Origin of the sequence: Streptomyces sp. NPDC001980, assembly GCF_040296885.1 — a bacterium.
Classification (GTDB): Bacteria; Actinomycetota; Actinomycetes; order Streptomycetales; family Streptomycetaceae; genus Streptomyces.
Genome location: NZ_JBEOYD010000010.1, coordinates 1 through 12711, shown reverse-complemented (window position 1 = coordinate 12711; position 12711 = coordinate 1). Strand labels below are relative to the sequence as shown.

The following is a 12711-nucleotide window of genomic DNA, read 5'->3' as shown; positions in this document are numbered from 1 at the left end:
CCCGGCAGTCTGTACGAGCTGAGAGCATATGCGGGGGCCGTCGGGATCCAGCAACAGCTGACCGGACCGCGAGACCTACGAAGACGGGGGACACATGCCCGAGCAGCCGGCGCCGCCGACACCGGACGCCCAGGACACCGCGGACGCCCAGGGCACCGCCGTACCCGCACCGCGCGGCCCCGCCGGCCCCGTCGGCCGCTCCGGCCCGGCCACCGCCGCCCCCCGCCGCGCCGGCCTCCTCCTCGTCCTGGTGCTCGGCGGGCTCACCGCGACGCCCCCGCTGGCCATGGACATGTACCTCCCGTCCCTGCCGGAGGTCACCCGCTCCCTCGGCGCCCCCGCCGCGACCGTCCAGCTCACCCTCACCGCCTGCCTCGCCGGCATGGCCCTCGGACAGCTGGTCGTCGGCCCGATGAGCGACCGCTGGGGGCGCCGCCGCCCGCTGCTGGCCGGCCTCGCCGTCTACGTCGTCGCCACCGCCCTGTGCGCCGTCGCGCCGGACGTGGAGACCCTCGTCGCCTTCCGCCTGGCCCAGGGCCTCGCGGGCGCGGCCGGCATCGTCATCGCGCGGGCCGTCGTACGCGACCTCTACGACGGGGTCGCCATGGCCCGCTTCTTCTCCACCCTGATGCTGGTCTCCGGGGTCGCCCCGATCATCGCCCCGCTGATCGGCGGGCAGATCCTGCGGGTGACGGACTGGCGGGGCGTCTTCGTCGTCCTCACGGTCGTCGGGGCGCTGCTCGCCGCACTGGTGTGGGTGCGGCTCCCGGAGACCCTGCCGCCGGCCGCCCGGCACGCCGGGGGAGCGGCCGCCGCCGTCCGCGCCATGCGCACCCTCCTCGCCGACCTGCCCTTCACCGGCTACATGCTCGCGGGCGGCTTCGCCTTCGCGGCCCTCTTCGCCTACATAGCCGCGTCCCCGTTCGTCATCCAGGAGATCTACGGCGCCTCCCCGCAGACCTTCTCCCTCCTTTTCGGCCTCAACTCGGTCGGGCTGGTGATCGCCGGGCAGGTCAACGGGAAGGTGCTGGTCGGCCGGGTCAGCCTGGACAAGGTGCTGGGCGCGGGCCTGGTCGTGACCGTGCTCGCCGCGACCGCCCTGCTGCTCATGTCGGCCGGGGCCTTCGGCCCGGTCGGCCTCGCCCCGGTCGCTGCCGCCCTCTTCGTCCTGATGTCCGCGATGGGCCTCACTCTCCCCAACGCCCAGTCCCTCGCCCTGCTGCGCACCAGGCACGCCGCCGGTTCCGCGTCCGCGCTGCTCGGGACCTCCTCGTTCCTCGTCGGCGCGGTCGCCTCGCCGCTGGTCGGGATCGCCGGGGAGAGAACCGCCGTGCCCATGGCAATCGTCCAACTGGCGGGGGCACTGGTGGCACTGGCCTGCTTCGTGGGAATGTGCCGTCCCTGGGCAGCACGTGGGAACACCCGTGCGAGGACGGAGGGAGCAGGGAGCTGAGCGTACCGAGACTGCGCGTCGAGACACCGGAACGGGCCGGTCTCGACCCCGCGGAACTCAGGCACCTCGTCCGCGAAGTGCACGACCTCACCACCGGTGAGCGGCCCTGGGCGGCCGGGGCCGTCGTGGTCGCCGGACGCGGCCCCGTGATCGCCGTACAGGAGGCGTCCGGCTGGGCCGTGCGCTGGTCCGCGTACAACCCCGCGACCGACGCCGGTGTCGAACTGCTGCCCGCCGCCCGCGTCCCGGCGACCGTCAACACCCCCTTCGACGTCGCCTCCCTCACCAAACTGTTCACCGCGGTCGCCGCCGTGCAGCAGCTGGAGCGCGGCACCCTCGGCATCGACGCCCGCGTCGGCGCCTACCTCCCCGACTTCCACGGCGTCGCCGCCCACGGCATCACCGTCCGCCAGCTCCTCACCCACACCTCCGGCCTGCGCCCCGAACTCCCGCTCTACGACTGCCCCGACGACGCCGCCCGCCTCGACCTGCTCCGCGCGGAGGCCCCGAGCAGCGCACCCGGCACCTACCGCTACTCCGACCTCAACCTGCTCCTCCTCCAGCACGTCCTGGAGCGGATCACCGGCCGCCCCCTCGACGTCCTGGTCCGCGACGGCATCACCCGGCCCCTCGGCATGACCGCCACCGACTTCGGACCCTGCCCGGGGGCGGCCGCCACCGAGGACCAGCGGCGGCCGTGGGCCAAGGCGGACCGGGGGATGCTGCGGGGCGTCGTGCACGACGAGAACGCCTGGGCGCTGGGCGGGGTGGCCGGGCACGCCGGCCTCTTCTCCACCGGCCGGGACCTGGCGATCTTCTGCCGGGCCCTGCTCGCGGGCGGCGCGTACGGCCCCGCGCGGATCCTCGGCCCCGACTTCGTGGACCTGCTGCTGGCCCCGCCCGGCCTGGGCTTCCTGGTGGACCAGCCGTGGTTCATGGGCGAACTGGCGGGACAGGGCGCGGCGGGCCACACCGGGTTCACCGGGACCAGCCTGGTGCTGGACCGGGCGACGGACACGTTCCTCGTCCTGCTGGCCAACACCGTGCATCCACGCCGCCGCCCCGGCGACAGCGCACCCCGGGCCGCCGCCGCGACCCGCCTCGCCAGAGCTGTCCATACAATCACCGGGTGAACCACCCCACCCATCCCGTCCCACCCGCCGACCGGCTCCGCGCCACGCTCTCCGACCTGCTCGACGGCCTTCCCCCGAAGCAGGCCACCGGAGCCGTCGAGCGACTGATCGCCAACTACCGCGGGGCCACCCCGACCGACGCGCCGATCCTGCGAGACCGGGCGGACGTGGTGGCGTACGCGGCGTACCGGATGCCGGCGACCTTCGAGGCGGTACGGTCCGCGCTGGCGGCCTTCGCCGACGCGGTGCCGGAGGGATGGGCGCCGGGCAGCCATGTGGACGTCGGCGGCGGGACGGGCGCGGCGACCTGGGCGGTGACCGACACGTGGGAGGGCACGCGGCCGGTGACGGTCCTCGACTGGGCCGAGCCGGCGCTGGCCCTCGGCCGGGAGATCGCCGCATCGAACCCGGCCCTGCGGGACGCGAAGTGGCAGCGCTCCCGGATCGGAGCGGCGCTCACCATCGAGAGCACTGATCTCGTCACGGTCTCGTACGTCCTCAACGAACTCGACGAGGCCGACCGCGCCGCCCTCGTCGACGCCGCCGCGGCCGCCGCGCAGGCCGTCGTCATCGTCGAGGCCGGCACCCCCGCCGGCTACGCCCGGATCATCGAGGCCCGCGACCGCCTGACCGGCGCCGGCTTCCACGTCGCCGCCCCCTGCCCGCACAGCGCCGCCTGCCCGATCGCCCCCGGCACGGACTGGTGCCACTTCTCCGCCCGGGTCAGCCGCTCCTCCCTGCACCGCCAGGTCAAGGGCGGATCACTGCCCTACGAGGACGAGAAGTTCAGCTACGTGGCCGCCACCCGCTTCCCGCCCGCCCCGGCACCGGCCCGGGTGGTCCGCCGCCCCCAGATCCGCAAGGGCCAGGTCCTGCTCGACCTGTGCGAGACCGACGAGCAGCTGCGCCGCACGACGGTCACCAAGCGCCACGGCGACCTGTACAAGGCGGCCCGGGACGCGGACTGGGGCGACCCGTGGCCGCCCGGGTGACACAGCTCCCGTACCCCCCGCTTCGCACCCAGACGTGTCCATAAGGCATCCTGGCCGGACCACAGCGAGGCGAGGCGATAGATGAGCGCGACGTTCGGCGGCCCGAGCGGCCGGCAGGGCAGACTCTCCCAGTGGCTCCGCGGCCGCCGCCCGAAGCAGGCGGCCGCCGCCGACGACCAGGGCCGCGCGGCCCTGCTGCTCGCCGCCGCCGAGGCAGGCCTCCCGCTGGCCCCCGCCGCCCACCCCGCCCCCGGCTACGGCTGCTCGTGCGACCGCGTCGGCTGTCCCACCCCGGCCCGGCACCCGGTGTCGTTCGCGTGGCAGACGCAGTCCACCACCGACCGCGCCCAGATCGAGCGCTGGGCCCGGCACCAGCCGCAGGCCAACTTCATCACCGCGACCGGCATGACCCACGACGTCCTGGACGTGCCCCTGGAGGCCGGCCGGCAGGCGCTGGAACGGCTGCTCGCGAGCGGCGTCGAGGTCGGCCCGGTCGCCGACAGCGACGACGGCCGCCTGCTCTTCTTCACCCTCACCCGCGGCACCCCCGAGGACGAGGACGAGTGGTGGCCCTGCGAGCTGGACTGCCGCCCCGAGACCATGGACGAGCACCCGGGCCTGCGCTGGCACTGCCGGGGCTCCTACGTCCTCGTCCCGCCCGCCCGGCTGCCCGGCGACGGCGACCGGCGGGTGCACTGGGTACGCGGCCCCGAGCACGCGCTCCCCGACCCGCTGAGCCTGCTGGAGATCCTCACCGACGCGTGCGCCCGGTACGCGGGTGAGGAGACCGACCAGGTGGGCGCGGCCTGGTAGGCGCGCCGTGGGAAGCGCCGGGTCGGGTCGTCGGTCGGCTGCGGCGCCGTTGTGGCTGGTCGCGCAGTTCCTCCCCCAGCCTTCGGCCGGGGGTACCCCCGGCGCCCCGTAAGGGGCGCTGTTCAGGACCCCTGTGCCGAGGTCAGGCCCTGGATGCGGCCCAGGATCGAGACCTTGCCGGTGCCCGCCGGGTCCAGTGCGATCTGGTTGGAGACGAACTGCATCGTCAGCGACTGCTTGATCTCACCCTTGGTGAGGGCCTTGACGCTCAGGTTCGGCGTCGGCACGGAGGCGCCCGCGGCCGCCGTCTCCTTGGCGTAGTAGCGGGTGGTGAAGAACACCGCCGCCCCGCCGTCGGTGGTGCGCAGTGCGAGCGGCGCGTAGTCGCCGTTGGTGAGCGGCTCGTCGATGTACTGGGTGGCCAGACCCGGCTTGGTGGACTTCGTGCGGTCGGTGCGCCAGCCGCTGGTCTGCGGGCCGTCCGCGAAGACGGTGCCGCCGCTCTTCAGGTACGTGGCGTAGTCCTGGCTCAGGTCGCCCGGGGAGACGGCGAGCTGGGCGCTGTTCGCCGGTACGTCCTCGGCCCAGCCGTCCTTGTCGGTGGTGAACTTCGGTACGTCGTCCGGCGCGACCAGCGTCAGGTACGCCACCTGGAACGGCTGGGAGAGGCTGTTGCGGGTGAAGACCAGCAGCCAGCGTTCGTCGCCGCCCTTGTTGCCGTGCGCGTCGGCGACGAACCAGCGCGGCCAGCCGGCCTTCTTCGGGATGGTGTACGCGACGTCGTCGAACTCCAGCGCCGAGTGGGCGGAGTTGCCGGCCGGGCTGTTGACGTGCCCGGCCTTCAGGCGCGCGGAGTCGATGTCGGCGAGGGCGCCGGTCGTGTAGTCCGCGTCCAGGGAGCCGTCGTAGGCCTTGTCGGCCTTGTTGTAGGCGTCCGTGAACTGCCGGAGCGCCTTGGCGGCCTCGGCTCGGGTGGTGGCGGGGAGCACCTCGCGCTCCCCGTGCACCACCACGCAACCGCTCGCCGTCAGCGACATGGCGGTCAGCGAGACCGCTATGAGCGCGTTCCGATCACGCCTGCGGAGTCCGCGGAGCCGTCGAGGGGCGCGATCCCTGTTCGTCAGATGCGTCCTCAGATGCGTCCTCAGGTGCGTCATCAGGTGCCTTCACCTTCCCCTTCCCGGAGCCGAACCCTACCGGGGCGAAGAAGAGCGCGAGTGTCGGGACCAGGTACAGCAGCCACACCGTGACCTGGAGCACGGTCGGGTCCGGCTGGAAGTTGAACACGCCCTTCAGCAGCGTCCCGTACCAGCTGTCCGGCGGGATGGTGCCGCTGATGTCGAAGGCCTGGTTGGTCAGGCCCGGGATCCAGTCGGCCTCCTGGAGGTCGTGGAAGCCGTACGCCAGCACGCCCGCCGCGACCACGACCAGCATGCCGCCGGTCCAGGTGAAGAACTTGGCGAGGTTGATGCGCAGCGCGCCCCGGTAGAACAGCCAGCCCAGGAAGACCGCGGTGGCCAGGCCCAGTGCCACGCCGATCAGCGGGCGCGGGGTGCCGTCGCTCGCGGCGTGCACGGAGGCCCACACGAACAGCGCGGTCTCAAGGCCCTCCCGGCCGACGGCGAGAAAGGCGGTGGCGACCAGCGCGCCCGTGCCCATCGCGAGGGCGGCGTCCAGCTTGCCGTGCAGCTCCGCCTTGAGGTGCCGGGCGGTGCGCCGCATCCAGAACACCATCCAGGTCACCAGGCACACCGCGACGATGGACAGGGACCCGCCGAGCGCCTCCTGCGCCTGGAACGTCAGCTCCTGGGAACCGAATTCGAGCGCGCACCCGAAGCCCATGGCGATCAGCACCGCCACCGCGATGCCGATCCAGATCGGCTTCAGGGCGTCCGTGCGCCCGGTCTTGACCAGATAGGCGATGAGGATGCAGACGACGAGCGACGCCTCAAGGCCTTCCCGCAGACCGATCAGGTAGTTGGAGAACACGGCTCACGCCCCCTCGGCGGATTCGGAGAACAGCGCCCGGCCCCACCAGTCGTCCGTGTCCCGGACGCCGGGCGGGACCGCGAAGACCGCCGAACCCACGTGCTGGATGTACTCGTTGAGCGCGTCGGACGCGGACAGCTTGCGCTGGAGCGGGATGAACCCCTTGCCGACGTCACGCATGTAGGCCAGGAAGAACAGCCCGGCGTCGAGCCGCCCGAGCCCGTCCGTCCCGTCGGTGAAGGAATAGCCCCGGCGCAGGATGGTGATCCCGCCGTTGGAGTCCGGGTGCGCGAGCCGCACATGGGCATCGGGCTTCATGGCCTTCAGGAACGGCTCGTCGTGCTCCTTCGCCTTGCCGACCGGGGCGCCCTCGCCCTTGTCCCGCCCGAACACGTCCTCCTGCTCCTGGAGCGAGGTCCGGTCCCAGGTCTCGATGTTCATGCGGATCCGCCGGGCGACGAGATACGACCCCCCGCTCATCCACCCCGGCCCGTCCCCGTCCCCGGCCCACACGAACTTCTTCAGGCGGTCGGTCTCGGTCCCCGCGATGTTGCGGGTGCCGTCCTTGAACCCCATGAGGTTGCGGGGAGTCTGGGCGTCCGGGGTCGTGGACGAGGTCTTCCCGAAGCCGAGCTGGGACCAGCGGATGGCGACCTTGCCGAAGCCGATCCGGGCGAGGTTGCGGATGGCGTGCACGGCGACCTGCGGATCGTCGGCACAGGCCTGGATGCAGAGATCACCCCCGGTACGGGACGAGTCGAGGTTGTCCCCGGGGAACTTCGGCAGGTCGACGAGCGCGGCGGGCCGCTGCCCGGCGAGCCCGAACCTCTCGAAGAAGGACGGCCCGAAGCCGATCGTCAGCGTCAGCCGGGACGGCTTGAGCCCGAGGGCCTCGCCGGTGTCGTCCGGGGGCGCCTCGGCGAGCCCGCCGTACGCGCCCTCGCCGACGGCCTTGCCCGCGGTCATCCGCCGGGCCGCGGCCGTCCAGTCCTTCAGCAACTGCACGAACTCGGCCCGGTCGTCGGTCTTCACGTCGAACGCGGCGAAGTGCAGCCGGTCCTGGACGGGGGTGGCGATGCCGGCCTGGTGGGTGCCGTGGAACGGGACGGCGGCAGCGGTGTCGGCGGCGACCGGGTCGACGTCGTCGCCGGCCTCGGCCATCGCCACCGCGCCCCCGGCCACGGCGGCCCCGAGCGCCAGCCCGGCCCCGCCCCAGCCGATCAGCGCCCGACGCGACGGATTGCTTTTCTCGCTCATTCCCCGCTCCCCTACTTGACCACGGCCGCGGCGAGCTTGGACAGCGGCTCCGCGAGGGCGTTGACCGCGTCCGACAGCTCCTTGCGCTGCGCCTCGGTGACCGTGTCGTACGAGACGAAGCCGTCGGAGGTCTTGTCCGTGCGGTACTTGTCGAGGAGCGCGTCCAGCGCGGCGAACTGCTTGTCGAGTTCGCCGGTGAGCGCCGCGTCGTTCTTCTGGGCGACCGGCTTGAGCAGCTCGTACGCCTTCTGCGCGCCGTCGACGTTGGCCTTGAAGTCGCTCAGGTCGGTGTGCGAGTAGCGGTCCTCCTCGCCGGTGACCTTGCCGGTGGCGACCTCGTCGAGGAGTTCCTTGGCGCCGTTGGCCATGGAGGTCGGGGTGATCTCGGCCTTGCCGACCCGCTTCTGCCAGTCCTTCAGATCGGCGAGCAGCTCATCGGCGAGGGTCTTCTGCTCGGCGCCGGCCTTCTTGTCCACCCACAGCGCCTTCTCCAGCGCGTGCCAGCCGGTCCACTTCTGGCCCTTCTCCAGGTCGTTGACGCGGGTGTCGGTCTTGGGGTCGATGTCCCCGAACGACTCGGCGATCGGCTCGGTGGTCTCCCAGCCGACCCGGGAGGGGGCGTAGGCGTCCTTGGCGGCGTCGATGTCTCCGGCCTTGATGGCGTTGACGAACGTCTCCACCTTCGGGATCGTCGCGTCGGCCTGCTCCTGCGCGTACTCGCGGTAGGCGGCGACGGCCGCGTCCAGCTTCGGGTCGCGCTTGGCGACCGTTCCGCCGGTGACGGTCAGCTTCTGCCGCACGCCGTGCCCCTTCATCCCCGGCCGGCAGGCTATTTCGTACGATCCCGCCTTCACCTCGGCGGTGAGCGTGTACTTCGTCCCCGGCCCGATGTTCTCCTTCTCGGACACGATCCGGTCGTCCGGGAAGAGGATCTCGACCTCGGTGGCCTTGGATCCCGTGTTCTCGATGGCGAGCGTGACGTGCCCCGCCGGAACCGACTTCGTCGACGTCTCGCACTTGGCGTCGGCGGCGGTGACCTGGATCGCGTCGTCGCCCTTGGCGTCGCTCTTCGCCGTGCAGGCCGAGAGGGCGGTCAAGGCGGCCACGGTGGCGGCGGCGGTGACGGTGAGTCGGACGGCACGCATGCAGGCTCCAAGCGGGATGGTGTGGTGAGGCTGGCCTAACTTACCTGAGGCTTACCTCACTCATACCCGTCCGGGTGGTGATTCACCAGCCACAGAAAGATCACAGACACGGCTTGATATCGACGACCAAAAACGAACGCCAAGGAATGGCAAAGGGAAGGTCAAGTGGTGTGCTGTGGGCGCGAGCGGGCCGTGCTCATGGCCCCTTCCCGGCGGGACGCACCGGCCGTCCCCGCGAATGCTTCAATGCCGGAGTGACTGATTACGACGTGCTGCGTGTCTTCTGCGCGGCGAACGGCGGGTACGGCAACGAACTCGGGGTCGTCCGCGACGGCTCCGTACTGCCCGACCGGGAGGACCGGCAGGCGCTGGCGGCGAAACTCGGGTTCAGCGAGACCGTGTTCGTGGACGACCCCGAGCGCGGGGCCATCGACATCTACACCCCCACCCTGCGCCTGCCGTTCGCCGGCCACCCCTGCGTCGGCACGGCCTGGCTGCTGGACGTGCCCGAACTGGTCACCCCGGCCGGCGTGGTCGGCGCCCGGCTGGACGGGGAGTTCAGCTGGATCGAGGCGCTCCCGGAGTGGGCCCCGCCGCGCACCCTGCGCCAGTACGCCAAGGCCGCCGAGGTCGACGCGCTGCCGGTGCCGCCGCCGGGGGAGTGGATTTATGCCTGGGCGTGGGAGGACGAGTCGGCCGGGCGGGTCCGTGCCCGCGCCTTCCCCGGCCGTGACGACGGCATCGACGAGGACGAGGCGACCGGTGCGGCGGCGCTGCTGCTCACCGCGGAGCTGGGCCGGGCCCTGAACATCACCCAGGGCAGGGGCTCGCAGATCCTGACCGCACCCCAGCCGTACGGCTGGGTGGAGATCGGCGGGCGGGTCCTCCTGGAGGGCGAGGAGAAGCAGCCGCGGGCCGACCGCTGGTGATCAGCCGGTGACCGACTTCTCCTGGCGGCCGCGCCGCACGTAGTACCAGGTCATGTTCGACGACAGGCCTGTCAGCAGCACCCAGACGACGCCGATCGCCCAGCTGCCCTGGACGAAGGAGACGACGGCGGCGGCGACGGCGAGGACGCAGACGACGAGGGCGTACACGGCGAGGCGGGGCATAGGGGCAGTCGCTTTCGGATCGGTCGGGGCGGTCGGGGACACTCGTGGCCGCCCACCAGTGTCCCCCATCCGCTCAGACGTCCGTGACGCGGAGCCCGGCGTGTGCCTTGTAGCGGCGGTTGACCGAGATCAGGTTGGCGACCAGGGACTCCACCTGGTGGGCGTTGCGCAGCCGCCCCGCGAAGACGCCGCGCATCCCCGGGATCCGTCCGGCCAGCGCCTGCACGATCTCGACATCCGCCCGCACCTCGCCGAGCACCATCACGTCGGTGTCGATCTCCGCGATCTCCGGGTCCTGGAGCAGTACCGCGGAGAGGTGGTGGAAGGCGGCCGTGACCCGCGAGTCCGGCAGCAGCGCCGCGGCCTGCTCCGCCGCGCTGCCCTCCTCCGGCTTGAGCGCGTAGGCACCCTTCTTGTCGAAGCCGAGCGGGTTGACGCAGTCCACGACCAGCTTTCCGGCCAGTTCCCCGCGCAGCGACTCCAGCGTCTTGCCGTGCCCGTCCCACGGCACGGCGACGATCACGAGGTCGCTGCGGCGCGCGCACTCGGCGTTGTCGGCACCCTCGACACCGTGCCCGAGCTCGTCGGCGGCGGCCTGCGCGCGCTCGGCGGCCCGCGAGCCGATGATCACCTTCTGGCCGGCCCGGGCCAGCCGGTAGGCGAGGCCCTTGCCCTGCGGGCCGGTGCCGCCGAGCACACCCACGACCAGACCGGAGACGTCGGGCAGGTCCCAGGGATCCTTGGCGGGGGCACTCTCGGCCGCCGGCTGCTGTGCACTGTCGGTAGAGGTCATGGGCCGACTCTACGTCCGGGCCGGTGGCGGTACCCGGCCAGGCTCGGTCAGGTGAGCCGGTTCACGGGCACCCGGCGGAACGTGATCGTCGTGTACGCGCTGAAGTCGCCGGTCTCGTACAGGAGCCCGACGGTGGCCGCGTCGATCCGGGTCAGGTCGGAGTAGGCGGCGGGCAGTCCGTCGACCGTGTACGCGGCCCGCCAGGTGGTCCCGCCGTCGACGGAGGCGCGGATCGTCATCAGGGCGCGGGTCGCCGGATCGCCCGGCCCGGAGTACAGCAGCAGGTCGGGATCGCGGAGTTGGAGCACGCCGGCCTGGCAGACCGGCGCGGTGAGCCCGGCCTGCGGCCGGAAGGGCTTCACGAGGGTGCGCCCGCCGTCCGCCGAGTGGGCGTCGGCTCTGTTCCCCGGCGCCGGGGAATCGTTGCGCGTGTTGAAGTAGACGCGCCCGTCGGGCAGTTCGGCGGCGGTGGTCTCGTTGACGTTGATGTACCCGTCGGTGTTCTCGTCGAGGTAGCCGAGGTACCAGGTCGCCCCGTGGTCGTCGCTGAGCAGGCAGTGCCCGCTGTTGTACTTGCCCTCGGTGCCGTTGTCCGTCCCGGTGGGCGGGAGGGTGTGGTTGGCGGCCACGACGACCCGTCCCGAACGCAACTGGATGGCGTGCCCGGGTGTGGTGGCGTACCACCGCCACCCGGCCTTCTTCACGGACTGGGTGATCTCGACCGGGGCGGACCAGGTCACCCCGTCGTCGTCGCTGTGCTGCACCCACACCCGCCGCCCGTCGGCGTCCGACACCTTGCCGCGCAGGATGGCGTCCTCGGTGGCGGAGGCGGCGCTGCGGACGTGCACGAGCAGGATCCGACCGGTGTCGAGGACGACGGGCGCCGGGTTCCCGGCGAGATCGGTCCCGTTGCTCGCGGCGACCTGGAGCGGCCCCCAGGTACGGCCGCCGTCCCCCGACCTCTTCAGCACCACGTCGATGTGCCCGTAGTCGGCTGCGGAGTTCACTCTCCCCTCGCAGAAGGCGAGCACGGTGCCCGCCCGGGAGACCACCACCGCCGGGATCCGGAAACTGGCGTAGCCCTCTTTGCCCGCGCGAAAGGGAATGCTTGCTTCTACGTCACTCATGGGCCGCCTCCTCCCCGGGCCGGGCGAATTCGGGGTGAACTCCACGTCACGAGTGCCCGATTGCGGCAGTATGCGGAGACATGGACGCCGTACGGGTCGCGTTGTTGCGTGAAGTGCTCGCCGGGACCGAGTGGTTGACCGCGACCCGGAGGTTCGCGGGCGCGTTGCGGGGCTCGGTGGTGACCCACGGCGGCGGACTGCTCCTGCTCGGCACGCCGGAGTACGAGCCGTGGCATCTCGCCGCCCACCTCGTCGACGAGGCGGCGTGGTCCGGTACGCCGGAACTGGCGCCGACCCTCGTACGGCACGACGCCCGCCCCACCGACCCGGCGCACCTCGCGGTCGGCCCCGGCCGCATCGAGGCGGCCCGCCGGGGCGAGACCCTGCTCGTGGTGGCGCCGGGGGACGCCGAACCCCTGCTGGAGTGGGTCGACACGGCCCGCCGCGCCGGCGTGACGGTCCTGACCCTCGCCACCACCACCGACGACGCGCTCACCGCCCTGGCCCACGAGACCCTCACCGTCCCCGAGGCCGCGGAACTGGACCTGGACACGGTCCAGCACCTGGTCAGCGCGGCAGCCGGCGAGAACGGCCCCTCCCCGCGGAGGCGCCGCCGCTTCAGGGACCGCCTCGCCCGCCTCGCGGAAACGGTGACGGCCCCGCCGCCGACTCCCTGGTGATTTCCCACCCACCCACCCGACTCGGCCTACCGAACTGCCTTCGGCAGCACCGCGGAAGAGCAGGGAGACCTCGGCTGCGGGCGCGCAGTGGTTGCTCGCGCAGTTCCCCGCGCCCCTTCAGGCTTTTCCAATAATTAAGCCCGGTGTATCTTTCTCTACTATAAATGCAGAAATCCCACTTTTTCCTGCCTCTGGATTTGTAGAAGCGAATACAATG

The 12711-nt window shown here is 72.2% G+C and carries 13 protein-coding genes; 6 read left to right on the top strand and 7 right to left on the bottom strand.

From position 1 onward, the window contains the following. Positions 1-94: 94 nt before the first annotated feature. From ABT137_RS17365 to ABT137_RS17350, 4 genes are all read left to right on the top strand, one after another. Complete coding sequence (locus ABT137_RS17365; RefSeq protein ID WP_351709295.1) at positions 95-1453, top strand: multidrug effflux MFS transporter; 1359 nt, start codon at positions 95-97, stop codon at positions 1451-1453. Then, positions 1393-2586, top strand: a complete 1194-nt coding sequence (locus ABT137_RS17360) for a serine hydrolase domain-containing protein (RefSeq protein WP_351709292.1) — start codon at positions 1393-1395, stop codon at positions 2584-2586. Before ABT137_RS17365 ends, ABT137_RS17360 begins: the two co-directional genes overlap by 61 nt. Continuing rightward, positions 2583-3578 (top strand): small ribosomal subunit Rsm22 family protein, encoded by a 996-nt coding sequence (locus ABT137_RS17355; protein ID WP_351709289.1) that lies wholly within the window; start codon positions 2583-2585, stop codon positions 3576-3578. The genes ABT137_RS17360 and ABT137_RS17355 overlap by 4 nt, the downstream gene beginning before the upstream one ends. A gap of 81 nt (positions 3579-3659) precedes the next feature. Continuing rightward, a complete protein-coding gene (locus ABT137_RS17350; protein ID WP_351709286.1) occupies positions 3660-4391 on the top strand; it encodes a bifunctional DNA primase/polymerase in 732 nt (243 codons plus the stop codon). 122 nt (positions 4392-4513) lie between these two features. Here ABT137_RS17350 and ABT137_RS17345 read toward each other — a convergent pair whose 3' ends face one another. From ABT137_RS17345 to efeO, 4 genes are read right to left on the bottom strand one after another with little or no spacing between them, the layout of a single operon-like run. Beyond that, a complete protein-coding gene (locus ABT137_RS17345; protein ID WP_502984529.1) occupies positions 4514-5548 on the bottom strand; it encodes an SCO2278 family lipoprotein in 1035 nt (344 codons plus the stop codon). Further along, a complete protein-coding gene (gene efeU, locus ABT137_RS17340; protein ID WP_351709280.1) occupies positions 5463-6380 on the bottom strand; it encodes an iron uptake transporter permease EfeU in 918 nt (305 codons plus the stop codon). The genes ABT137_RS17345 and efeU overlap by 86 nt, the downstream gene beginning before the upstream one ends. A 3-nt stretch (positions 6381-6383) precedes the next feature. Further along, the gene (efeB, locus tag ABT137_RS17335) at positions 6384-7637 is read right to left on the bottom strand and encodes an iron uptake transporter deferrochelatase/peroxidase subunit (protein ID WP_351709277.1); all 1254 of its coding nucleotides are present in this window, start codon (positions 7635-7637) and stop codon (positions 6384-6386) included. An 11-nt stretch (positions 7638-7648) separates the two neighbouring features. Further along, the gene (gene efeO, locus ABT137_RS17330) at positions 7649-8782 is read right to left on the bottom strand and encodes an iron uptake system protein EfeO (protein ID WP_351709274.1); all 1134 of its coding nucleotides are present in this window, start codon (positions 8780-8782) and stop codon (positions 7649-7651) included. A gap of 254 nt (positions 8783-9036) precedes the next feature. Here efeO and ABT137_RS17325 point away from each other — a divergent pair, with 254 nt between their 5' ends. Next, complete coding sequence (locus ABT137_RS17325) at positions 9037-9711, top strand: PhzF family phenazine biosynthesis protein (RefSeq protein WP_350785110.1); 675 nt, start codon at positions 9037-9039, stop codon at positions 9709-9711. Here ABT137_RS17325 and ABT137_RS17320 read toward each other — a convergent pair whose 3' ends face one another. From ABT137_RS17320 to ABT137_RS17310, 3 genes are read right to left on the bottom strand one after another with little or no spacing between them, the layout of a single operon-like run. After that, a complete protein-coding gene (locus ABT137_RS17320) occupies positions 9712-9963 on the bottom strand; it encodes a hypothetical protein (protein ID WP_502984528.1) in 252 nt (83 codons plus the stop codon). A gap of 4 nt (positions 9964-9967) precedes the next feature. After that, positions 9968-10687: an NADPH-dependent F420 reductase gene (npdG, locus tag ABT137_RS17315; protein WP_351709268.1), complete on the bottom strand. Its 720-nt coding sequence runs from the start codon at positions 10685-10687 to the stop codon at positions 9968-9970. Positions 10688-10734: 47 nt separating this feature from the next. Then, positions 10735-11814 (bottom strand): sialidase family protein, encoded by a 1080-nt coding sequence (locus tag ABT137_RS17310; protein WP_351709265.1) that lies wholly within the window; start codon positions 11812-11814, stop codon positions 10735-10737. 80 nt (positions 11815-11894) lie between these two features. Here ABT137_RS17310 and ABT137_RS17305 point away from each other — a divergent pair, with 80 nt between their 5' ends. Further along, on the top strand, positions 11895-12494 hold the full coding sequence (locus ABT137_RS17305) for a hypothetical protein (RefSeq protein WP_351709262.1): 600 nt from the start codon (positions 11895-11897) through the stop codon (positions 12492-12494). Positions 12495-12711: the final 217 nt, after the last annotated feature.